The 21,421-nt window shown below is 60.6% G+C and carries 22 protein-coding genes; 8 read left to right on the top strand and 14 right to left on the bottom strand.

The window, feature by feature from the left end:
• Positions 1-21 precede the first annotated feature (21 nt).
• Entirely contained in the window at positions 22-918 is an 897-nt protein-coding gene (locus RE428_RS00660) for a complex I NDUFA9 subunit family protein (protein ID WP_004579481.1), read from the top strand.
• Between the two features lie 122 nt (positions 919-1,040).
• Here RE428_RS00660 and trxA read toward each other — a convergent pair whose 3' ends face one another.
• Positions 1,041-1,367 (bottom strand): thioredoxin, encoded by a 327-nt coding sequence (gene trxA, locus RE428_RS00655; RefSeq protein WP_004579482.1) that lies wholly within the window; start codon positions 1,365-1,367, stop codon positions 1,041-1,043.
• Between the two features lie 208 nt (positions 1,368-1,575).
• Here trxA and RE428_RS00650 point away from each other — a divergent pair, with 208 nt between their 5' ends.
• On the top strand, positions 1,576-2,544 hold the full coding sequence (locus RE428_RS00650) for a LysR family transcriptional regulator (protein WP_004579483.1): 969 nt from the start codon (positions 1,576-1,578) through the stop codon (positions 2,542-2,544).
• 158 nt (positions 2,545-2,702) lie between these two features.
• Positions 2,703-2,963, top strand: a complete 261-nt coding sequence (locus RE428_RS00645) for a hypothetical protein (protein WP_004579484.1) — start codon at positions 2,703-2,705, stop codon at positions 2,961-2,963.
• Positions 2,964-3,021: 58 nt separating this feature from the next.
• Here RE428_RS00645 and RE428_RS00640 read toward each other — a convergent pair whose 3' ends face one another.
• Positions 3,022-3,729 (bottom strand): SDR family oxidoreductase, encoded by a 708-nt coding sequence (locus tag RE428_RS00640; protein ID WP_004579485.1) that lies wholly within the window; start codon positions 3,727-3,729, stop codon positions 3,022-3,024.
• Positions 3,730-3,912: 183 nt separating this feature from the next.
• Here RE428_RS00640 and RE428_RS00635 point away from each other — a divergent pair, with 183 nt between their 5' ends.
• A complete protein-coding gene (locus tag RE428_RS00635) occupies positions 3,913-4,725 on the top strand; it encodes a DUF1206 domain-containing protein (protein ID WP_004579486.1) in 813 nt (270 codons plus the stop codon).
• Between the two features lie 16 nt (positions 4,726-4,741).
• On the opposite strand, the gene RE428_RS00630 is transcribed toward RE428_RS00635, so the two are convergent.
• Complete coding sequence (locus RE428_RS00630) at positions 4,742-4,945, bottom strand: hypothetical protein (RefSeq protein WP_004579487.1); 204 nt, start codon at positions 4,943-4,945, stop codon at positions 4,742-4,744.
• A gap of 294 nt (positions 4,946-5,239) precedes the next feature.
• On the opposite strand from RE428_RS00630, the gene RE428_RS00625 reads away from it, so the two are divergent.
• Genes RE428_RS00625 through RE428_RS00615 form a run of 3 tightly spaced genes read left to right on the top strand, consistent with a single transcriptional unit; the run spans position 5,240 to position 9,178 of the window.
• Positions 5,240-5,923, top strand: coding sequence for a (2Fe-2S)-binding protein (locus RE428_RS00625; protein ID WP_004579488.1), 684 nt, complete (start codon positions 5,240-5,242; stop codon positions 5,921-5,923).
• Positions 5,923-6,903 carry an FAD binding domain-containing protein gene (locus tag RE428_RS00620; protein ID WP_004579489.1) on the top strand — a complete coding sequence of 327 codons (981 nt, stop codon included), beginning with the start codon at positions 5,923-5,925 and terminating at the stop codon, positions 6,901-6,903. Before RE428_RS00625 ends, RE428_RS00620 begins: the two co-directional genes overlap by 1 nt.
• A 25-nt stretch (positions 6,904-6,928) precedes the next feature.
• A complete protein-coding gene (locus RE428_RS00615; protein ID WP_004579490.1) occupies positions 6,929-9,178 on the top strand; it encodes a xanthine dehydrogenase family protein molybdopterin-binding subunit in 2,250 nt (749 codons plus the stop codon).
• Between the two features lie 96 nt (positions 9,179-9,274).
• Here RE428_RS00615 and RE428_RS00610 read toward each other — a convergent pair whose 3' ends face one another.
• The 10 genes from RE428_RS00610 to RE428_RS00565 form a co-directional block, all read right to left on the bottom strand.
• Complete coding sequence (locus RE428_RS00610; protein WP_004579491.1) at positions 9,275-10,300, bottom strand: branched-chain amino acid aminotransferase; 1,026 nt, start codon at positions 10,298-10,300, stop codon at positions 9,275-9,277.
• A gap of 107 nt (positions 10,301-10,407) precedes the next feature.
• On the bottom strand, positions 10,408-11,523 hold the full coding sequence (locus RE428_RS00605; RefSeq protein WP_004579492.1) for a GGDEF domain-containing protein: 1,116 nt from the start codon (positions 11,521-11,523) through the stop codon (positions 10,408-10,410).
• Between the two features lie 56 nt (positions 11,524-11,579).
• A complete protein-coding gene (locus RE428_RS00600) occupies positions 11,580-12,101 on the bottom strand; it encodes a C40 family peptidase (protein ID WP_051079821.1) in 522 nt (173 codons plus the stop codon).
• A gap of 347 nt (positions 12,102-12,448) precedes the next feature.
• The gene (locus RE428_RS00595) at positions 12,449-13,537 is read right to left on the bottom strand and encodes a LacI family DNA-binding transcriptional regulator (protein WP_227500185.1); all 1,089 of its coding nucleotides are present in this window, start codon (positions 13,535-13,537) and stop codon (positions 12,449-12,451) included.
• A complete protein-coding gene (locus tag RE428_RS00590; RefSeq protein ID WP_004579495.1) occupies positions 13,534-14,682 on the bottom strand; it encodes an ABC transporter ATP-binding protein in 1,149 nt (382 codons plus the stop codon). Before RE428_RS00590 ends, RE428_RS00595 begins: the two co-directional genes overlap by 4 nt.
• Positions 14,683-14,749: 67 nt before the next feature.
• A complete protein-coding gene (locus RE428_RS00585) occupies positions 14,750-16,366 on the bottom strand; it encodes an alpha-amylase family glycosyl hydrolase (protein WP_004579496.1) in 1,617 nt (538 codons plus the stop codon).
• 15 nt (positions 16,367-16,381) lie between these two features.
• The gene (locus RE428_RS00580; RefSeq protein WP_004579497.1) at positions 16,382-17,242 is read right to left on the bottom strand and encodes a carbohydrate ABC transporter permease; all 861 of its coding nucleotides are present in this window, start codon (positions 17,240-17,242) and stop codon (positions 16,382-16,384) included.
• Entirely contained in the window at positions 17,239-18,213 is a 975-nt protein-coding gene (locus RE428_RS00575; RefSeq protein WP_004579498.1) for a carbohydrate ABC transporter permease, read from the bottom strand. Before RE428_RS00575 ends, RE428_RS00580 begins: the two co-directional genes overlap by 4 nt.
• A gap of 33 nt (positions 18,214-18,246) precedes the next feature.
• Complete coding sequence (locus RE428_RS00570; protein WP_004579499.1) at positions 18,247-19,518, bottom strand: ABC transporter substrate-binding protein; 1,272 nt, start codon at positions 19,516-19,518, stop codon at positions 18,247-18,249.
• Between the two features lie 349 nt (positions 19,519-19,867).
• A complete protein-coding gene (locus RE428_RS00565; RefSeq protein WP_004579500.1) occupies positions 19,868-20,128 on the bottom strand; it encodes a hypothetical protein in 261 nt (86 codons plus the stop codon).
• 308 nt (positions 20,129-20,436) lie between these two features.
• On the opposite strand from RE428_RS00565, the gene RE428_RS00560 reads away from it, so the two are divergent.
• On the top strand, positions 20,437-20,877 hold the full coding sequence (locus tag RE428_RS00560) for a hemerythrin domain-containing protein (protein WP_004579501.1): 441 nt from the start codon (positions 20,437-20,439) through the stop codon (positions 20,875-20,877).
• A gap of 50 nt (positions 20,878-20,927) precedes the next feature.
• On the opposite strand, the gene RE428_RS00555 is transcribed toward RE428_RS00560, so the two are convergent.
• A complete protein-coding gene (locus RE428_RS00555) occupies positions 20,928-21,350 on the bottom strand; it encodes a response regulator (RefSeq protein WP_004579502.1) in 423 nt (140 codons plus the stop codon).
• Between the last annotated feature and the right edge of the window lie 71 nt (positions 21,351-21,421).

Here is a 21,421-nt window from a genome sequence, read left to right as displayed (position 1 = left end):
GGATGTCACTACGCTAGGGCCATGGACAGGTCATTGGTGGTCGTATTTGGCGGAACCGGGTACTTGGGTACCCATATCGTGCGTCAGTTGCAGGAGGCCGGCTATCGTGTGCGCATCGCCGCGCGGTCGCCGGAGACCCGCCTGCCCGGGGATCCGGAGTTCCAGCTCGAAGGCTGCGAAGCAAATATTCTCGATGACGCCTCCGTGGCCAGGGCCATCGAGGGGGCTGATGCGGTGATCAATGCCGTGAGCCTCTACGTAGAGCACCCGCCGGAGCTGACCTTCGAGGCAGTACACGTGGATGGCGCGGTACGCCTTGCCCGATGCTGTAAGGAAGCGGGCATCTCCAAACTGGTCCATATATCCGGACTCAACGCCGACCCGCAATCGCGTTCGGCCTACATTAGCGCCCGTGGCCGAGGGGAGAACCAGGTTCGCGAGATCTTTCCCGAGGCCATTGTCCTTCGCCCCAGCGCGCTGTTCGGGGGCGGCCAGGGGCTGGTCGTCACCCTAAAGGCCCTGTCCCGGCTACCGGTCATACCCCTGTTCGGCAAAGGCCAGACCCGGCTGCAGCCGGTCCACGTCAACGATGTGGCCAGGGCAGCCGCCCAGGTCCTGGAAGAACCCGACGCTCCAGGCAATATCTATGAACTGGGCGGCCCGCATGTGCTCAGCTACCGCGAACTGGTCGAAGTGGTGATGGGCCAGATGCACCGTCATCGCCCTTTACTGTCGGTGCCTTTTCCCTTATGGCATGCCGGCGCCCGGGTACTATCCATACTGCCCAATCCGCCGTTGACTCGGGATCAACTGGTCCTGATGGAGTCCGATAATCGTGTGGGACCCGGCGCGCGGACATTCAAGACGCTCCATATCACGCCGGTCAGCGTGACGGAGCCGATGATCGAAGCGGATTAAGCGCCGGCAGAGCGATGGACGTAGGCGAGAATAAAAAAGGAGCAGCGGGCGCTGCTCCAAGGCAGGGGTAAGCAGATCGGCTACCCAAGGAAGGAAGACTGTTACCGGGTCAGGAACCCGTTCTAGAGCGCGCCATTCACGAATTCTTTCAACTGGGACAAGCCCGCGGCACCCGCTTGCTGGGCCACCGCCTTGCCATCCTTGAACACGATCAGAGTGGGAATGCTGCGGATACCCATGGCGCCGGTGATTTCACGGTTCTCATCGACATTGACCTTCACTACGGAAACGGTCTCGGCCATCTCGTCCGCCAGCTCTTCCAGAATCGGCGCAATCGACTGGCAGGGCCCACACCACTCGGCCCAGAAGTCCACCAGCACAGGCTTGTCGGACTTGATGACAACGTCGCTGAACTCACTATCGGTGATATGTCGTATGGTCTCGCTCATGGTCGTATCGGCTCCGTAAATCGGTTGGGTGGCTGGACTCGGTTGCGTGGTTAGACGTTGGAGCCAGATTGCCTGGACCTGCATCACGGGACTAATTGAACATCGGTATAGTTGTCATCACGAACTGTGATGTATCGCTTGAGACTTGTTCATGACTAGCGATGGGCATAGAGTGAACGACCCCCGCCTGCCCGTGAGGTTGCCCCCAATGAAAAACCATGAACTCACGCTGCTTTACGTCTTCGATGCCATCATGACCGAAGGCTCCATCACCCGGGCCGCCGACCGACTGGCGATGACCCAACCGGCGGTGTCCAATACGGTGGCCCGGATGCGCCATGTCTGGAAAGACCCGCTGTTCATCAAGAAAGGTCGCAAGATCGAACCGACGTCCTTCGCCATGAGCCTGTGGGACCAGGTGCGCAGCCCCATGTTCGAATTGTCCAATGCTGTCCAGGCCAGCAATTTCGATCCCTCCACCTCGCATCGCCGTTTCCGCATCGCTATTACTGACGCCATGCTGGCACTGATCTGGCAGCCCCTGGTCTGCGAACTGGAACGCGTGGCCCCGGGCGTCGACCTGCATGCGGTGCCCTATACCACCGAGACCGCCTTCGGGCAGTTGCGAGAGGCTCATGTGGACCTCGCTATCGGCATGCTCACCGAGCACGACAACAGTTTGCGCAGCATCTGGCTATTCGATAGTGCCTACCTGTTGGCCATGCGCAGCGACCATCCCCTTGCCGGGAGACCGGTGACGTTGGAGGATTTCATCGCCGCCAAACACCTGATGGTGTCGCTGTCCGGTGACGCCACCGGCTTCGTCGATATTGCCCTGAGCCAAAAGGGACTGAAGCGACGCGTCTCGGTGACAGTCAATCACTTCCCGGCGGTGCCGGAGCTACTGCGCAAATCCAACCTGATCGCTTCGGTGCCGGAAATCGCCACCAACGATCCAGGCTTCGGCGAAGGTCTCTGGTTGACGGACATTCCCGTGGAGGTGGACCCGACAAGCCTCTACCTGATCTGGCATACCCGCCACGATCGCGACCCCGGACTGGTATGGATGCGGCAGTTGGTAGAGCGGGTGGCCAAGGCGCACTGGGCCTGCTGCGTCCAGTCGCCGGACGTACTGACGGGGCATTCCCATGCCGCAGAACTGGAGCAGGTGGGTTAATACGCCCTTGGCGTCGATACATCACAAAACGTGATGTGTGAGATATCATCATAGAATTATTCTATGTGATTGGACTCCTCGATAATCACTGCATCTGGAGGGCAAAAACATTGCCTCACCAGCAACATCACAGTGACTGACGAACGAGGAGAAAAGACATGCGCGAACTTACCCTGAATACCCTGATCGCCATCGTACTGGCTACCGTGAGCGTTACCGCCAATGCGAGCCTGGCTGACCGCAAATCGGATGCCGCCATCCAGGGCCCGACCGTGTATGAGCCCTACTCAGGCGACTACACCGTCGTTCGTGGTGAAATCGTTGATGGCAAACATCACAACGACGCTGTCAGCGCGCCATACTCGGGTGACCATACCGTGGTCCGCGGAGAAGTGGTCGACGCTCGTTTCAACCATTAATGTTTGGCTTTTCAAATGGGGAGTCCAAGGCGCAAAGGGCTCCCCAGCCCAGCCGGCACTATCGAATGGCCCAGCCCCCCGATACCGGAAACACCTGCCCCACAAAACAATTTGCAGCATCGCTACAGAGATAGGCCACGAACTCCGCATCCTCCTCCGGTGAGACCAATCGTCCCAACGGTACTTCTCGTTTCAAACGATCCTGGAAACGGGGATTTTCCTGCACCTCTTTCGGGAAGTACGTGGGGTTGTCCACGAAGTTCTGGGCGATGGCGTTGACCTGGATGTTGTACTTGGCGAGCTCCACACCCACCGACTGCACATAGGCCAATTGCGCGCCACGGGCGGCGCTGTATGTGGAGGCCCGTTTCATACCGCGTAGGGCCGAAGCGCTGCCCATCACCAGGATCTTGCCCTTGCCGCGTTCGATCATGCCGGGCAGCACGGCCTTAACCAAGCGAGGTAAGGGATCGACCAGGGCCGAAAATACGCTGCGCCACTCGTCCTCGGTGACCTCCCCAGCCTGGGTGCTGGGCGCCTCGATTGCCAGGTTGGCGACCAGGACGTCTACATCGCCAGCATTCCTGATGACCTCTATCGCTGCGCCTGTCGGCATGAGCGGCAGGGTGTCTTCCACCACCTCGGCGCCGTGGCTGGCTAACGTTCGGCACAGGGCCGGCCCCATGAAATCCTCAGCCTGGGTGACGAGGATACGTTTGTCTTGCAGTAAGGCACGAGAGGATTGGGAAGGATGGGTTGCGGTCATGGTTCAGCCTCCTGTAACGACGGTAGTCAAACCCGGCAAGGGCCTGGAACAGCGTTAACTTATCGCACCATACCTGGCCACCACACAGAATGCAGCTTTCACCGAACATGAGGAAACGGCAATGTTTTTCCATGCCCATTTACCTGTAGCTTGAGAGGAGAGACAACCTTTAACCGGATTATCATGGCCTTCGACGACGTTATGGATGAAGCCGTAGCCAGAAAACCGTTCAAGATCCTGGCGCGCATGGGCTATTGCGCCCGCGGCCTTATTTACCTCGTTATTGGCGCCCTGGCAGTGGCCTCCGTAATGGGCGAGGGCGGTGGAACTACCGACACCCGAGGGGCCTTGACCGAAATCATGCGTCAACCGCTGGGTAACACGCTGATGCTGGCCCTGATCGTAGGCCTGGTCGGTTATGTGGCGTGGCGCCTGACCCAGGCCCTGTTCGATGCCGACCGTCATGGTTTCACGGCCAAGGGATTGGCGATCCGTGCAGGTCTGTTGATCAGTGCTATTACCCACGCAGTGCTGGCCTACTGGGCTGGCAAACTTTTCCTGCACCTGCGAACCAGCAGCGGTGGTGGAGCAGCGCAGGGGCAAGGGCAGGCCTTCCTGGCCACCGATACGGGCCAACTCGTCCTCGCCCTGGTGGGCGTCTTCGTCGTCGTGGTCGGACTGGCTCACTTGTTCAAGGGATTTACCGCAAGGTTCGATCGCTATATGGAGATCCCTGAAGATCACCGTATCTGGATCAAGCCATTGTGCCGGTTCGGACTGGTCGCCCGTGGCGTGGTCTGGTGCATGGTCGGCTGGTTCCTGATCGATTCGGCCCGCAGGGCCAACAGTTCGGATATCAAGGGGATGGGCGAAGCCATGGATACGCTGCGCAATTCCCCCTACGGTGAGTGGTTACTGGGGATCGTCGCCGCAGGCCTGATCGCTTTCGGGTTGTATAACTTCCTTGAGGCGGCCTTCCGGCGTATCCGGGTCTAGCCAGGTCTCTCGCCACTCAGGGCAGGAATTTGGGCAGCAGCAACAGACCGGCACCCACGGCCAACATCGGCAGGGTCGCGTTGATAACGTAGGGAAAAAGCATCAGTGCGATGCCGGTGTAGAAAAAGACCTTCTTTTCCTGGCGACGGCCATAGACCAGATAACCCAGACCGGCGGACCCAAAAAACAGCGCAATGAAAAGCGCAGTGGTATCAGTCATTCGAAAACATCCTTTACGGAACGAACTTACCTTCGACAGGTCTGGGAAAACTTAACCACAACCGCAAGCAGTATTCATCCTGTTCTGTCTCATTGGCGTATTTTACAACCGGTGTTATTGAAAACAGGTTGTGGCCAGGCCACCCTCGGATAAAACAATGCCAATCACCAAAAAATAACGGCTAACGCCATGCTGGATGCGACAAAGAGAGCGACTTTCATGTTTACGACCATCACACGGGGTACTCATCGCGCAGTATAGGGATGACGTGCCTGAACCCAGGAGGTTCCCGTCATGTCAGGCAAGGACAGCAATCCTTCCGGCGAGGACCGAGGAAATGGCGTCAAGACATATGACGCTTTCCTCTCGTCCCGCAGAACGTTTCTCAAATCCATGGGCGCTACAGGCGTTGCAGCGACTACGCCCACATGGGCATCCATGGCTCAGGCTGGCGCTGACGAAGTGGAAGCCCAGCAGGACGGCGCTCCCGCAGAGGGTGAACGCCAGATCAAACTGACCGTTAACGGTAAGGCCCACACGCTCAACGTCGCCCCCAATGCCATCCTGCTGGACGTGCTACGGGAACGGCTCGGGCTGACCGGCACCAAGAAAGGCTGCGACCTGGGCCAGTGCGGTGCCTGCACCCTTCATATCAACGGCACGTCGGTCAATTCCTGCCTGTCGCTGGCCGTGGCCCACGACGGTGACGAAATCACCACTGTCGAGGGCGTGGCCGATAACGAACGGCTCCACGCGCTGCAGGAAGCATTCTGGGAGGAGGACGCCTACCAGTGCGGCTACTGCACCTCCGGCCAGATCATGAGCGCGCTTAACGTGCTCGAAGACGAGCGCATCCCCAAGAACGACGCTGGCGCCGTACGCGAGGCCATGAGCGGCAACATCTGCCGCTGTGGCGCCTATAACAACATCCTCGCGGCAATACAGTCCGCCCACCGCAAACTCGGAGGGATCAGCTGATGCGACACTTCGACTATGCCCGTCCCTCACAGACTGATCAGGCGGTCGCCACCCACGCCGACCGCCCATCCGCCTACCTGGGCGGGGGCACAAACCTATTGGACATGATGAAGATCGACATCATGCGGCCGGAACAGGTGGTGGATATCAACGGCCTGGGCCTCGACCAGATCGAGCGCCTATCCGACGGCCGCCTTCGCATCGGCGCGCGCGTGAGCAATACGGCGCTCGCCTACGACGACCGGGTGCAGCAGGACTATAAGGTGCTCAGCGAGGCGCTGCTCTCTGGTGCCAGCCGCCAGCTGCGTAACAAGGCAACCACCGCCGGCAATGTTATGCAGCGGGTTCGCTGCCCCTATTTCCGGGATGGCTATTCGCCCTGCAACAAGCGCGAACCCGGTTCCGGCTGTGCCGCTATCGGCGGACACAATCGCAGCGTCCACGCGGTACTGGGCACCAGCGAGCACTGCATCGCCACCCATCCGTCGGACATGTGCGTGGCCATGGCCGCCATCGGCGCGACAGTGACGGTGGAAGGCCCAGGCGGCCCCCGTGAAATCGATTTCCTCGAATTCCACCTTCTGCCCGGCGATACCCCACACGAGGAGCACGCACTGAAAGAGGACGAGCTGATCACGCATGTCACGCTCGACGCCCCGATCTCCGGCAACCGATCGGGCTATCTCAAGCTGCGGGACCGCTCGTCCTACCAGTTTGCGCTGGCTTCGAGCGCGGTGATCGTCGCCACCGATGGCGGCACCGTGCGCGATGCGCGCATTGCCCTGGGCGGGGTGGGCACCAAGCCCTGGCGGGCGAAGGAAGCGGAACGGGCACTGATCGGCCAGAACGTCTCGGAATCGGCCTTCGCCAAAGCCGCGGAAATTATCTTTCGCGATGCGCAGCCTTACGAGCACAACGCCTTCAAGATTCCGCTGGGCCAGCAGGCCGTCATCCGCAACCTGTCCACACTGACCGCCTGATGGCTGGCGAGCAAAGGAGATTGCCATGAGTGAAAATGCAGCCTCAAAACCCAATGCCGCCATCATCGGTGCCGGGCCCAAGCGAATCGACGGGCGCCTGAAGGTCACAGGCAGTGCCCCTTACGCGTCGGATCACCAGCCGGAGAACATGGTCTACGGCCACGGCGTGTTCAGCACGATTGCCAGCGGGAAGATCAGGAATATCGACCTGGGCGAGGCGAAAGCCTCTCCCGGGGTGATCGATATTTTCCACCACGGTCACTTCCCCGAGCTTTACCACACGCCCTCGTCCATGGCCCAGCAGAACAAGGTGGAGGAGACTCGCCTGCCGTTCGAGGACGACACCGTCTACTACGCCGGGCAGTTCGTCGCACTCGTGGTGGCCGATACCTTCGAGAACGCCCGGGCGGCGGCTTACAAGGTGAAGGTGGACTACGAAGAGCACGACGCGATCGCCAACCTCGACCAGGCGGTCAAGGCCCATGGCACCCAGCCCACCGGCAGCCAGAACAACCACCAGCGCGGCGACGCCGATGCCGCGTTTGGTAACGCCGCTCATACCATCGACGTGACCTACCACACCTCGGTAGAGACCCATAACCCGATGGAGATGCACGCCACCGTCGCCGAGTGGCGCGACGACCAGCTCAAGGTCTACGAGGCCTCCCAGGCGGTGCTGCAGGAGCGTGGCGCGCTGGCCAAGATCTTCGGCATCGCACCGAACCAGGTGGAGGTGATTTCACCGTTCATCGGATCTGGCTTTGGCAGCAAGCTGTGGATGTGGCCCCATGCCGTCACGGCCGCCGCGGCGGCAAAAATGCTGGATCGCCCGGTGCAGGTGGTGGTTCCGCGTAACCAGATGTTCACCACGACCGGCCATCGCCCTGAAACCCGCCAGCGCCTGCGGCTGGGTACGGATGACAACGGCAAGCTGGTGTCGATCAGCCATGACTCGATCAACACCACCTCGTTCACCGATCAGTACGTGGAAACCTGTGGCGCCATGACCAAGGCCCTCTATGGTTGCGAGGATGTCACCGTGACTCACGAAACCACGCAGGTGAACCGTGGCACACCCACGTCCATGCGCGCCCCTGGCGCGACGCCCGGGCTGTTTGCCCTGGAGTCGGCCATCGACGAAATGGCCGTTGCGGCGGGTATCGATCCACTCGAGTTCCGCATGAACAACTACTCCGAGCGGGATCAGTCCAAGGACCTGCCCTGGTCCAGCAACAAGATCCGCGAAGCGACTCAGCAGGCGGCGGAGAGCTTTGGCTGGTCGAAGCGGAGCCCCGAGATCGGTTCGATGCGGGATGGCAACGAGATCATCGGCTGGGGTATGGCCGCCTGCAACTGGGAGGCCCTGCGTCGAGCCTGCGATGCCCGCGTATCCTTGCGGGCCGACGGTACCGCCTATGTGACCTGCGCCACGCAGGATATCGGCACCGGTACCTATACCGTGGTGGCCCAGGCGGTCAGCAGCGTGACCGGGTTGCCGGTGGAGAAGATCACGGTCAAGTTGGGCGATACCGCCTATCCGGAAGGCCCGATCTCGGGTGGCTCCTGGGCCACGGCCACCACCTTGCCGGCGGTCGCCAAAGCCACGAGACTGGCTATCGACCAGCTCATGGATCATGCCACTGGCAAGAAAAGTCCACTCGAAGGCGCCAAGGCCGAAGACCTGTCGTTCGCCAACGGTAAGCTGCACCACAGTGACGGCCGGTCGGTGGACTTTACCGAGGTCCTGGCAAGCCAACGCCTCGCCAGTGCCGATGGTGAAGGCCATACCGGTGGCGCGGATACGGACAGCTACTCGTTCCGCTCCTTTGGCGCGCACTTCGTGGAGATTCGCTGGGATCCGGGCATCTCCAACCTACGGGTCAGCCGTGTGGTCAGTGCCATCGACGTGGGGCAGGTCATCAACTCGAAAACCTCACGCAACCAGGTCGAAGGCTCGCTGGTGATGGGCATTGGTAGCGCACTGTTCGAGGGTACGGAGTACGATGCGCGCAACGGTATCCCGGTCAACAACAATTACGCCGAATACCTGGTGCCCACCCACGCTGACCAACCGCCGGAAATGGAGGTGATTCTGCTGGATTACCCGGATTACGCGTTCAACGAGTTCGGCGCGCGGGGTATTGGCGAGATTGGCATTACTGGAGTGAGCGCCGCCATTGCCAACGCGATCTATCACGCCACCGGCAAACGCATCCGGGAACTGCCGATCCGCAAGGAGAAGCTGATGGAGAATGTGCCGTCGGCGACGGCCTAGAAGCTATCTGTAAACCAGAATAGACTCTAACTGGAAACTAAAAAGGGGGTGCGGTCAAAGCCACACCCCTTTTCTGATCCAAGCTGGGTTACAGCTTCAGGACAGCCAGCCAAATACATCCTCGTCAGTACCGGTCTGGATGCCAACCAGTGCTTCACGCAGGCGCTGGGTATTGGGACCGATCTTGCCATCGTTGACCACGTACTCCCGCCCATCGTGAACGAATTTGCCCACGCCAGCGAGCACGGCAGCAGTGCCCGACAACATAGCCTCGCCGGTCTTGATCCAGTCCTTGATGTCATCGACGGTGAAGTCCCGCTCGATCACCTCATAGCCCAGGTGGCTGGCCAGGGTCACCACTGAATCCCGCGTTACGCCGTGAAGGAACGAGCTGTCCAGCGGTTTGGTCAGCAATTGCCGATCGTTGACCAGGAAGAAGTTGGACGCGCCGGTTTCCTGCACATCGCCGTTGGGGCAGAACAGCACCTGGTCCACACCCTGTTCATTGCGGCCCCGGATCACGTGGCGCAGGGCCGAAGCGTAATTGCCGCCGGTCTTGGCCTGGCCGAAACCGGGCGCGCTGCGCATCTGCTGATCTTCGATCAGGATCGACAGCGGGCGACCGCCACCGGAGAAGTAGTCGCCTACAGGGGACGCCAGTACGTAGAACATCGCCTCGGTAGAGGCGGCACCAGCGGCTCCGATATTGGTTTCGGTGCCGATCAGCGTGGGCCGCAGGTACAAGGCACCGGGTGGGGTCGGCAGGATGTTGCGGCTTTCGGCGACAGTCTGGCGCACCATTTGCTCGACGACATCGGTGGGCGGCGCCGGCAGACAGACCAGACCGGCACTCTGCTGGAGACGCGCCAGGTGGCGATCCAGGCGGAAGATCCGTACGTCGCCGTCCGGCATCCGGAACGCCTTGAGCCCCTCGAAGCAGGTGCTGGCATAATGCAGCACGTGCGCGCCGGGATGAATGGAAAGAGGCGCTACCGGAATAGACTCCACCTCCGACCATACGCCATCCACATAGCGGGTGACGGTCATGGTATCGGCGAACACGGTGCCGAAAGGCGCCGGTTTGGCGGTGGTCTGGGGGTTATCTAGCGTTGCCTCTTCCATCGGTTTGTCCTTCGAACGTTGCGGGTTGATCCAGGAATACTGGATCGATCAGTCTATCCGATCAATCAGGGATTGTAGCGGTACGTTTGCCGGAAAAATGATCACGGTCAGGTACCGACGACCACGCGGTTGCGGCCCTGGGTCTTGGCCTCATAAAGCGCCTGGTCGGCTCGTGAGAATACCTGCGCGGCGCGCCGGCTTTCCTCGCGGCCGAGGGCACTCAGGCCGATACTCAGAGTCACATGGTCAGCAACCGTCGAGGCCGCGTGGGGAATCTGTAGCTGGTCCACCGCTTCGCGGACCCTTTCCGCGATAACGGACGCGTCCGCTTCGGCGGTATGGGGCAGCACCACGACAAATTCCTCGCCGCCATAGCGCACCACTAGGTCGGTGGGCCGGCGCACCACGTCGGTCAGGGTTTGGGCGATACGGCGCAGACAATCATCTCCGGCCTGGTGGCCGTAATAGTCATTGTAGGGCTTGAAACAGTCCACATCGCACATCAAGACAGATAGCGGCTGAGCTGAAGCAATGCCGCCCGGTAGATCGGCACTGGCCAGGAACTGGTCGAGGCTGCGCCGATTGGCGAGCCCGGTCAACTGGTCGGTCGTGCTGAGTTTCTCCAGATCGCGATTGTTACGAATCAGTCGCTCCTCAGCCCGGTCGATCTCTGTACGGAATAGATGAGAAAAGCTGCCACTGAGCGCCATGGTGCCAATGACACTGATCGTGAAGATGAACGGCACCATTGCCGGAGGCAAAGGCGTCACACCCTCTGTAAAGACAAATTCGCAAATCATGAAGAGCGCGATCACCCCCGCCAGCACCGCCACCAATAACCACGAATGGTGGCGTCGGAATATCAGTGCCTGGATGCTCCCGATGGCGAAATAGAACAGGTGGATGCCCGCCCCGCCGCCAATGAAAAAAGTGACGACAAAGATCTGTGTGCAGCCGTTTATCAGCACCAGGTTGCGCGCCCGGCTGTGGTCGCCGCGCCGATTGATTAACGGCACCGCCAGATACACGGCCATGAACACGAGATTGCAGACGAAAACCGGCCAATACAGTTCGATATCGTAGAGAAGGTAAAAGACCTGATACGGCAGGGTGGCCAGCGCCCCAAGAATGCCGATCTGGTTACTGAGCGCAATCTGTCGAACCAGACGCGCAGGCTTGCCCTGGGTGCCAAGCAACCAGAACCTTTCGAGTGCTGAAATCATGGAATCTTTATTATTGGTGTCAGAGACACAACTATAGGCAAGCGCTCGACAAAACCCTATTCGAACCGCCGGGCCTGGGTGTAACGGTCACGCCAGTAATACCCATCCAGTGCCGATTCCGTGACACCGACTGAGGTGGACGCATGAATGAAACGGTTGTTGCCCATGTATATTCCGGCGTGTTGGTCCTTGCCGCTTATACGGAAGAAAACCACATCTCCGGGCCGCACCTGATGGCGGGGGATGACATCGCCTGTGGCCAACATCTGGCCGGTGGTGCGGGGTAGCTGGCGTCCCAGGGCCTCACGGTAGGCGGTAAGAATGAACCCGGAGCAGTCAAAACCCCGCGCCGAGGTACCACCATAGCTATAGGGCACCCCTTCGTAACGATCGAAGACCTGCCAGAGCTGGGCAGCCGTTGCAGCGCTTTTGGCGTCCATCGGCTCGACGGTGGGTGCGGGTGTGTATGGCGCCATGCTCTGGTTGCTGGCGCAGCCGCCGAGGCCAAGGCTGGCCAATAGCAGCAAACCCAGCCACCGGTTTTGGGTCGGGGACCGGAAAAGAGCTGCGATGGACATGAAAGCGGACGGCATCAACGGAGGCATTTGAAAAAAACCGTGAAGAATCGGCGATATCTGATTACTTTATAAGCGATTCCACGGTTTGTCAGGTTACGGTTTGCAGTGTTTTGTGGATGAGCATGAGGTGGATGCAGCAAATTCGTTTCTGCTCATGGAAGTCGTTTGCCTGATCGACGCTATGGTAAACCAAACCGGGCACCTGCGGCGCCTCAGAAGCTGAAGCTTCTGCTACATACTCGAGTTAACCGCTCAATGTAGCCGACGCTTCAGCTTCGGAGCAGCCCCTTGGGCTGCCATTGGCATTCACGCCAGCCAACAGGGTACCACCCCCTTGGCCAACCACCTCAAGGACAACTCTCCCGCACCAATAGCCGCGTCGGAATTAGCACGTTCTGATCCTCCTGCTCCCCCAGGAAGATTCGCGCCGCCACCCGACCCTTTTCCGCGCTTTGCTGATAGACCGTGGTCAATGACGGATGCAGGGTATTGCCCTCGGGAATACCGTCGAAGCCGACGATGCGCAGGTCTTCCGGGATACGCAGCTTCATCTGCAGTGCCACCTGGATCGCCGCCAGCCCCAGCCGGTCGCTCATGCACAGCAGCAGGTCCGGCCGCGGCGTTTGCGACAGGGCTTCGTAGGCTGCCTGGTAGGCATCGCCGTGGTTGTTGGTGGGCGTCGACCAGATGCGGTCCGGCGAGATGTCGTAGCCTGCCAGGCCGAGCGCATCGAGATAGCCGTTGAGGCGCCGGACCGAAATCGCCCGGGTCTCGCCGAACAGGTCATGGCCCCGGATGCTGCACACATCCTCCTGCTCCACCAGGCGCAGGCCCAGGATGCTGACGTTTCTCGGCGGCACCTTGAGGGCATGCTCGGCGCTGGCGCGGGCGCCCTGGTAGTTATCGATGTTGACCCAGGTACAGCCTTCCAGGTCGAAATCCACCGCCACCATGGGTTTGCCCTGCTGCAGCAAACGTTCGTAGGTATCACGCTTGGTGAGCCAACCATAGACGATAAAGCCGTCCACCATGGATTCCTGCAGGTGGCTGCGGTAGCTGTTGCCGGCGTCCTGGCTGGAGAGCAGCAGCATGTTCATGCGTTTCTTGTCGAGCACTTCGGCCAGGCCATGGAGAAATTCGCTGGCTACCGGGTCGGTCAATGAGTAGGCCAGGTTGTCCGCCAGCATCACGCCGACATTGCCCGTGCGGCCGGTGCGCAGGCTGCGCGCGGCGGCATTGGGGCCCATATAACCGAGCCGCTTGCACTCGTCTAGGATCCAGCGGCGCCGGGCCTCGGAAAGCTGGTCCGGCCGGTTGAAGGCGTTGGAGATGGTTGCCGTGGAGACGTTCAGCTTCTCCGCCATCAGCTTGACCGTCAGCCGCCGGCCTTCGTTTGCCGGCGGGGTCTGGTCAGGCGTCTGGTCGCGGCCCATCATTGGCCTGCACTGGCTGATATGTCGGACATCGCCGTCTCGTCCGGCGATGGCGCCCGGGTACGGCGCAGGTAGCGGCCTTCAGCATCGAACAGGTGAGCACACTCGGGCTTCACGTCCGGCAACAGGTACTGGCCTTCGGTGACCGGACAGGGCACCGGCTGGCGCACCACCAGCGGTTCCGCCGCATTGGGGATCGCCAGGTAGACATAAGCCTCGTTCCCCAGGTACTCCACGTTGATCACCTCCAGACCCTGTTCGTCGGCGCCGGGCTTGCGCAACTGCATGTGTTCCGGACGCACGCCCAGGGTAACCGGCGCATCGGCCTGCAGCCGCGAACTGTCGCACGCGCAGCGTACCTGGCCGATGCCTTCCAGGGCCACCTCGCTGAGCTCCTTGCCCGGCTGCGCCAGGCGGCCCTTGAGCAGGTTCATCTTGGGCGAGCCGATAAAGCCGGCCACAAACAGGCTTTCCGGGTTTTCGTAGAGATCGAACGGCGTGCCCACCTGTTCGATATTGCCCTTGTTCAGCACCACGATCTTGTCCGCCAGGGTCATGGCTTCCACCTGGTCGTGGGTCACGTAGATCATGGTGGAGCGCAGGCGGGCGTGCAGCTTGGCAATCTCGGTGCGCATCTGCACCCGCAGGCTGGCGTCGAGGTTGGACAGGGGCTCGTCGAACAGCATGATGCGCGGCTCCCGTGCCATGGCACGGCCAATCGCCACCCGCTGGCGCTGACCGCCGGACAGCTCCCGCGGCTTGCGGTGCAGCAGGTCCTGCAGTTGCAGGATCTCGGCGGTCTTCTCCACCCACTCGCGAATCTTGCCCTTGCCGGCCTTGCCCAGCTTGAGGCCGAAGGCAATGTTCTCGAACACGTTCATATGCGGGTAGAGCGCGTAGGACTGGAACACCATGCCCACGCCCCGCTCCTTCGGCGACAGCTCGTTGACCGTCTCGCCGTCGATTTCCAGGGTGCCGGCGGTAATTTCCTCAAGTCCGGCGACCAGCCGCAGCAGGGTCGACTTGCCGCAGCCGGAGGGCCCTACGAACACGACGAATTCCCCATCCTCCACGCGCAGGTCGATGTCATGGATGATCTCTTCCTGGCCGAACGTCTTGTTGATCTTCTTGAGTTCTACACAAGCCATGGTCGGTGCTCCTCGAGCCGCCAACCGGCGGCCCTCTTTGTTCTGTCTATACCGCGTTGTTCTGTCTTTACAGCTCGGCGTAAAACGCCTGGTAGGGCGGCAGTTCGATCTGGCCATCCGCCAGGCGCCCACTGAAACCATGCCCGCTCAGCTCGTACTTCACCGGCTGGGTCCAGGGCATGGTCTGGGTTTCGCCGGTGATGTTGATGGCGACCACCAGGGTCTGGTCCGAATGCCGGCGGATCCAGCACAGGATCTCGCCGCTGCCTTCGACCAGTTCCAGCTCGCCCATACACAGTGCGGGTTGCTCCTGACGCCAGCGAATCAGGTTGCGGATGCGGTTGAGGATCGAATGTACATTCGGCTCCTGCACGCTGACCGCGTATTCCAGGTGCGGCTCGTCGATCGGCAGCCAGGGTAGCCCTGTGGTGAAGCCACCGAGGGCTTCCGGCTCCCAGATCATCGGTGTGCGGCAGCCGTCGCGGCCGCGAAATTCCGGCCAGAAGCTGATGCCGTAGGGGTCCTGCAGGCTCTCGAAGGGCACGTCCGCTTCCGGCAGGCCCAGTTCCTCGCCCTGGTAGATCGATACACTGCCGCGCAGGGACAGCAGCAGCGCCATCAGGATCGGCGGATAGGCCTGCGCATCTTCGTGGCCCAGGCTCCAGCGGCTGACTACACGCACCACGTCATGGTTACTCAGGGCCCAGCAGGGCCAGCCATCGCCCAAACCTTCCTCGTAGCGGCGTACCACATCGCGGATGTAGCTGGGTCCGAACTGGTCGTTGAGCAGGTCGAAGGAATAGGCCATGTGCAGCCGGTCGTCGCCGGCGGTGTACTCAGCCATGCGCTCCAGCGGCTTGTCGTCACCGATCTCGCCCACCAGGGTGGTTTCCGGGTACTCGTCCATTAACGCGCGCATGTCGCTGAGGAAGCCGATGTTCTCCGGCTGGCTCAGGTCGTTGACGTGGCGCTGGTAGGTATAGGGATTGACGCCCTTGGCAACGAAGGTCTTGCTCTCGCCCGTCGGCACCGCCGGATTATCCGCCAGGCTCTGGTTGTGGTAGTAGAAATTCACCGTATCCAGGCGGAAACCGTCCACCCCCAGGTCGAGCCAGAAGCGCATGTTGTCCAGTTGTGCCTGGCGCATCTCCGCATTGTGGAAATTCAGGTCGGGCTGGCTGGTGAGGAAATTGTGCAGGTAGTACTGCCCGCGCCGGGTGTCCCAGGCCCAGGCGCTACCGCCGAAGATCGACAGCCAGTTGTTCGGCGGCGTGCCGTCCGCCTTGGGATCGGCCCAGACAAACCAGTCCGCCTTGGGATTGGTGCGATTCTCCCGGCTCTCGGTGAACCAGGGATGCTGGTCGGAGGTATGGCTGAGGACCTGATCGATAACCACCTTGAGGCCCAGGCGATGGGCCTCGGTCACCAGGGCCTTGAAGTCGTCCATGGTGCCGAACAGCGGGTCCACCGCCCGGTAGTCGGACACGTCGTAGCCGAAATCCTTCATCGGCGACAGGAAGAAAGGCGAGAGCCAGATGGCGTCCACGCCCAGGGACGCCACGTAGGGCAGTCGCGACGTGGCGCCCCTGAGATCACCTACACCATCGCCGCTGCTATCCATAAAGCTGCGCGGGTAGATCTGGTAGATGATGCCGCCTTTCCACCAGGGTTGGGACTGGGTCATGCCGAAAACTCCTTGTTAACCTTTGACCGCGCCCGCCGTCAGGCCGGACACGATACGACGTTGGAAGATCAGGACCAGCACGATCAACGGCACGGTGACGATCACCGAGGCGGCCATCAGGTGGCCCCAAGGCAACTCGTGTTGAGAACCGCCGGTAATCAAGGCAATGGCCACCGGCACTGTGCGCTGGTCGTTGGTCAAAGTGAAGGTGAGAGCGAACAGGAACTCGTTCCACGCGGCGATGAAGGCCAGCAGGCCCGTGGTGGCCATGGCCGGTCCCATCAGCGGCACGAACACCTTGAACAGGGTCACCACCGGGCTGGCGCCATCGACAATGGCCGCCTCTTCCAGCTCCTTGGGCAGCTGGCGCATGAAGGTGGTCAGCACCCACACCGTGAACGGGAGGGTGAATATCGTGTAGGAAAACACCAGCGACCACGGGTTGTTGTACAGGTTCATCGCCCGGATCACCTCGAACAGCCCGGACAGCACCGCCACCTGCGGGAACATGGAGACCCCCAGCACGATCATCAGGATCGGTGCGCGCCCGCGGAACTGGACCCGCCCCAGCGCATAGGCCGCTGTGAGCCCGAGCAGCATGGCGATCAGGACCGTCATCGAGGACACCAGAATCGAGTTCCAGATGCTGTCCACGAAGGATTCCTGATCAAGCACCGAGGCGTAGTTGGTGACATTGAACTGGCTGATCCAGTAATCCACCTCGAACAATTCCGAGCCGCTCTTGAACGACGTCAGGATGGCGTAATAGAACGGGAACACGGTGAACAGCAGGATCGCCACGATCAGCAGGAAGAACGCCGCCTTGCCGATGTAACGCTTGGCCCGGCGCCGGGTCCAGAAGGTTTGCGTGCTCATGCTTCACCTCCGAACTGCTTGCGGCCCAGGTAGAGGTAGCTGATGGTCAGCAGGGCAATGATCAGGAACAGGACCGTGGAGGCGGCCGAGCCATAACCCACGTCCTGGAACTCCACCAACTGCTGGCGCGCGTAGACCGACATGGACATGGTGTCGCGGCTGTTGGAGGTCAGTACGTAGATCACGTCGAACACCCGCAGGGCATCCAGTACCCGGAAGATGATCGCCACCATCAGCGCCGGGTAGATCAGCGGCAGGGTGACGCGGAAGAACACCTTCACCGGATTGACGCCATCCACCTTCGCCGCCTCGTAGCAGTCCGACGGCAGCATCTGCAGCGCGGCCAGGGCGAGCAGGGCCATGAAGGGTGTGGTTTTCCACACATCGACCATGATCACCGCCCACATGGACAGCTCGGGATTGGCGGTCCAGTTCAACGGCGCATCGATAAGGCCCAGAGTGAGCAACAGGTGGTTGATCATCCCGAACTGGTCGTGGAGCATCCAGCCCCACATCTTGGCGGACACGATGGTCGGAATCGCCCAGGGCACCAGGGTGGCGGCCCGGACCCAGCCGCGCCCGCGGAACTGCATGTTCAGGGTGAGGGCGATCGCCAGCCCGATTATCGTCTCCAGCCCGACCGACACCACGGTGAAGAACAGCGTGTTCCACACCGCCTGCCACCACACCGGATCCGCCAGCACGCCGTACCAGGCGCCGTTGTCGTAGACCAGGTAGTTCTCCAGACCGATAAAGCTGTAGGTGGTCAGGTCGGAGAAGCTGGCATCGGTCATGGAGAACCAGATGGTGCGCAGCAGCGGCCAACCGGCCACCGCCGCCAGCACCACCAGCATGGGTATCAGGAACAGCCAGGCGGCACGAACCCGCTGGACACTCACCCGGCCCCGGCGGCGCGGCTGCTCGATGGCCGCCGCCGCGGCAACCGCCGGCGTTGACTTGGGAATAGCCATGGGGACCTCGACTTGGCAGAGGTGGTCGCGGCCTTACCAGCCGCGACGCCCCAACCGGTTCAGTTGTTGCTCAAGGCCCTGCAGGGCTTGTTCCGGCTCGGAATCGCCGGACAGTACGCCATGCACGGTGTTGTAGAAGGCATTGGTGACCCGGCCGTACTTCTCGCCAGTCACCGACGATGGCCGCGGCACGCCATTCTTGAAGGTCTCGTACAGCTGGCCGAAGAAGGGCACGGCTTCCAGCACCTCGCCGTCTTCATAGAGCGCGGGGCGGGTCGGGTTGTAGCTGCCCTCGATGGCCCGCCGTTTCTGCTCCTCGTAGCTGGTGAGGTACATCACCAGGTCCGCCGCCAGCTCCTGATTCTCGGAATACTTCGAGACCGCCAGCTGCCAGCCGCCCAACGTACCCGCGTGGCGACCATCGTTACCGCCCTTGGGCAGCGCCGCCACACCGACCTTGCCCTTCACCGGGCTGTCCTCGCTCTGGGCCAGGGCCCAGGCATAGGGCCAGTTGCGCATGAACACCGCGTTACCGGACTGGAACACGCCGCGGGCCTCTTCCTCGGTATAATTGAGGACGCTCAGGGGCGAGATGGTATCGATCCAGCTGCGGGCCATATTCAGGGCCTCGACCGACTGCGGATTGTTGACAGTGACCTTGCCGTCGCGGTCGACGATGGTGCCGGCGTTGTAGCTGGCCAGCCACTCCAGGGCATCGCAGGTCAGGCCTTCATAGGCGCGGCCCTGCCAGACATAGCCCCACATCTTGTCGTTGCCGTCGGCGCGCTCGCGCTTCTGGACGACCTCCGCCACCTCCTTGAGCTGCTCCCAGGTCTCCGGCACCGGCTGACCGTACTTGTCCAGCAAGTCCTTACGGTAGTAGAGCACGCCGGCGTCGGTGAACCAGGGCATGGCCACCAGCCGGTCGTCGACGGTGTTATTGCGGATCAGGGCTGTGAAATGATCGTTCTCGGCACCGTCGCTGTACTGGCTCAGGTCGATGAAATTGTCTGCCAGCATGCCGGGCCAGATCACGTCGATCTGGAACACATCCACATCGGCGGATTGCGCCGCGAGCAGTTGCTGGTAGAGGGAAAGGCGTTCGGTGGAAGAGTTGGGGGTGGAGACGACCTTCACTTCATTACCGGTCTCTTCCGCCCATTGCGACGCGCCCTGTTCGCAAATCTGGCGCTCGGCGCCGACCGCGCCGCAGGAAATCGTGACTGTCGCTGCCTGGGCCGAGGCCATCCAGAAGCCGGACACCAAAGTCCCCAGCAGCATCCATTTGCTGATATGCGTAGACATCACAGAACCTCATCTTGTTGTTGTCGGGTTCAACGGGTCTCTATTGGTCAACTTAATGCTTTAAGTTCGCAGACGAAGGGACATTGGAACGCCTGTCTGCACCATACGGGCTGCTCGGCCCGGAACTCTTAAACGATTAAGTCAGGAGTTAAGATAAATCGCTGGACGGCCGGTCGACAACCGGCGGTTTCACTTAATTTCAACTTAATTGCAATCGGCAAGGATTAAGGAAGTTGAGCGTAGGAAGTCCATAGGCAGATGCCGGATGGCCGCAGCGCGGCACATCCGTTGAATAAGACAGTCGAAGTGCGTAAATGCCGGGAGCTATGCGCCCGCGGTGCGATGCACCCTAATTCGAGATCGACTTGCCCTGGGCCATATGCCGCTCGTGCAGTTCGTTGGCGCTCTCGTTAAGCCGCTCCCGGGCATTCTCGAGTTCCTTCCAGGCCTCCTGAAGCTCGGAGAGATCCTCGTTGGCCGGTGCCTGGTCCTGTGCGCCGCTGTCGAGGTCTTCGTACGCGGCATATACCCGGTCTGCAACTTCCTGGTATTTGGTCCAGGCGGCTTCATACCTTTCCCGGTCCGTTTTCCAGTCGCTTTTATCTGCCATAGTCGTCTCCCTTTCTCAGATTCCCTGTTTTTGGGCAGGCATGTGGTTAACAACACCTACCCTATCAATAGCGGACGACGGAAGGCTCTTGCAAGCATACGCAGATTACGAAAAGACAGCCGAGACATTAATAAAAAATAACTCCGTAAAAAGCATTTAAAATCAAATAACTAAACCAACTTAGCTGCACGAACAACCTGAGTTAAAGACGATTCACAAATCCTCAGACAGATTTATCCGTACTTCATGGAGACAGACCCATCAATACGCTCTAAAGAGACACATACCCATAGAAGAACGGAGTCACTATGAACATCTTTGAAGCTTTGAGAGAGGACCACGATAAACAGCGCACCCTGATCGACCTGCTGTGCAAAACAGAAGGAAACAGTGAAGGGCGCGAGGAGTTGTTCAGCAAGGTCAAAGCCGAGCTGACCAGCCATGCCACTGCCGAGGAGCGCCATTTCTATGTGCCGCTGATGAAGGACGACCGGACGCAGGAAAAGGCCCGGCACAGCGTGGCCGAACATCATGAGATGGACGAAATGATCGAAGAGCTGGAGTCGACCGACATGAGCTCTCCACACTGGCTCGCCGTGGCCAAAAAACTGCAGGACCAGCTGCATCATCACCTGGACGAGGAAGAACAGGAAGTGTTCCAGCAGGCGGGCAAGTCGCTCTCAGATGAGCAGAAAACCTCGCTGGCAAACGATTATCGCCAGACCATGAAAGAGCAATTGGCGAACTAGGTTCGCCACGCGGCGGCAAACGTTCGATGGTCGCCGATGGGCCCCTGCATTCAGGCCATCGGCGCCTGACTCTTCTGTGACGAAAGCATCAATAGTTGGGCACTAAGCGCGTCCAGCTCGGCGGCCTTGTCGAAAAAACCGTCGACGTCCAGGCTGCTGGCTCGCGCCCGATATTGGGCATCGCTGTGAGCGGTCACCATGAAGATCTTTGGCGCTGAGGCCAGTTGCTGTAAGGGGGCAATCGCATCGAAACCGAGGCCATCGGGCAGGCGGATGTCCAGCAACACGACATCCGGTTTCGCAGTATCTACCGCCTGGATCAGATCCCGGAGATGACGGGCTTGCCCGACAACAACTACACCGGAGATACGATCCAGCAGTTGCCGCAACCGACGCCCCATGACCGTCGAATCTTCAACGAAAAACACCGTCAGCATATCGATGCCACTACCCGTCAACACAGCCGTTAGCATGTCTTGGCGACCCGCTCGAATTCGGGCCTCTAATCCGCCTATCCTACCTTTATTCACCGGAATTACTGTCA

The organism is Marinobacter nanhaiticus D15-8W (assembly GCF_036511935.1).
Lineage (GTDB): Bacteria > Pseudomonadota > Gammaproteobacteria > Pseudomonadales > Oleiphilaceae > Marinobacter_A > Marinobacter_A nanhaiticus.
This window is presented reverse-complemented; position numbering and strand designations above follow the sequence as displayed.

Coding starts and splice junctions, on each gene's coding strand:
- RE428_RS00600 (WP_051079821.1), bottom strand. CDS start 12,101: ATGTCCATCGCAGCTCTTTTCCGGTCCCCGACCCAAAACCGGTGGCTG.
- RE428_RS00625 (WP_004579488.1), top strand. CDS start 5,240: ATGTCAGGCAAGGACAGCAATCCTTCCGGCGAGGACCGAGGAAATGGC.
- RE428_RS00660 (WP_004579481.1), top strand. CDS start 22: ATGGACAGGTCATTGGTGGTCGTATTTGGCGGAACCGGGTACTTGGGT.
- RE428_RS00645 (WP_004579484.1), top strand. CDS start 2,703: ATGCGCGAACTTACCCTGAATACCCTGATCGCCATCGTACTGGCTACC.
- RE428_RS00615 (WP_004579490.1), top strand. CDS start 6,929: ATGAGTGAAAATGCAGCCTCAAAACCCAATGCCGCCATCATCGGTGCC.
- RE428_RS00620 (WP_004579489.1), top strand. CDS start 5,923: ATGCGACACTTCGACTATGCCCGTCCCTCACAGACTGATCAGGCGGTC.
- RE428_RS00630 (WP_004579487.1), bottom strand. CDS start 4,945: ATGACTGATACCACTGCGCTTTTCATTGCGCTGTTTTTTGGGTCCGCC.
- RE428_RS00635 (WP_004579486.1), top strand. CDS start 3,913: ATGGCCTTCGACGACGTTATGGATGAAGCCGTAGCCAGAAAACCGTTC.
- RE428_RS00595 (WP_227500185.1), bottom strand. CDS start 13,537: ATGATGGGCCGCGACCAGACGCCTGACCAGACCCCGCCGGCAAACGAA.
- RE428_RS00565 (WP_004579500.1), bottom strand. CDS start 20,128: ATGGCAGATAAAAGCGACTGGAAAACGGACCGGGAAAGGTATGAAGCC.
- RE428_RS00585 (WP_004579496.1), bottom strand. CDS start 16,366: ATGACCCAGTCCCAACCCTGGTGGAAAGGCGGCATCATCTACCAGATC.
- RE428_RS00580 (WP_004579497.1), bottom strand. CDS start 17,242: ATGAGCACGCAAACCTTCTGGACCCGGCGCCGGGCCAAGCGTTACATC.
- RE428_RS00555 (WP_004579502.1), bottom strand. CDS start 21,350: ATGCTAACGGCTGTGTTGACGGGTAGTGGCATCGATATGCTGACGGTG.
- trxA (WP_004579482.1), bottom strand. CDS start 1,367: ATGAGCGAGACCATACGACATATCACCGATAGTGAGTTCAGCGACGTT.
- RE428_RS00640 (WP_004579485.1), bottom strand. CDS start 3,729: ATGACCGCAACCCATCCTTCCCAATCCTCTCGTGCCTTACTGCAAGAC.
- RE428_RS00560 (WP_004579501.1), top strand. CDS start 20,437: ATGAACATCTTTGAAGCTTTGAGAGAGGACCACGATAAACAGCGCACC.
- RE428_RS00610 (WP_004579491.1), bottom strand. CDS start 10,300: ATGGAAGAGGCAACGCTAGATAACCCCCAGACCACCGCCAAACCGGCG.
- RE428_RS00590 (WP_004579495.1), bottom strand. CDS start 14,682: ATGGCTTGTGTAGAACTCAAGAAGATCAACAAGACGTTCGGCCAGGAA.
- RE428_RS00650 (WP_004579483.1), top strand. CDS start 1,576: ATGAAAAACCATGAACTCACGCTGCTTTACGTCTTCGATGCCATCATG.
- RE428_RS00570 (WP_004579499.1), bottom strand. CDS start 19,518: ATGTCTACGCATATCAGCAAATGGATGCTGCTGGGGACTTTGGTGTCC.
- RE428_RS00575 (WP_004579498.1), bottom strand. CDS start 18,213: ATGGCTATTCCCAAGTCAACGCCGGCGGTTGCCGCGGCGGCGGCCATC.
- RE428_RS00605 (WP_004579492.1), bottom strand. CDS start 11,523: ATGATTTCAGCACTCGAAAGGTTCTGGTTGCTTGGCACCCAGGGCAAG.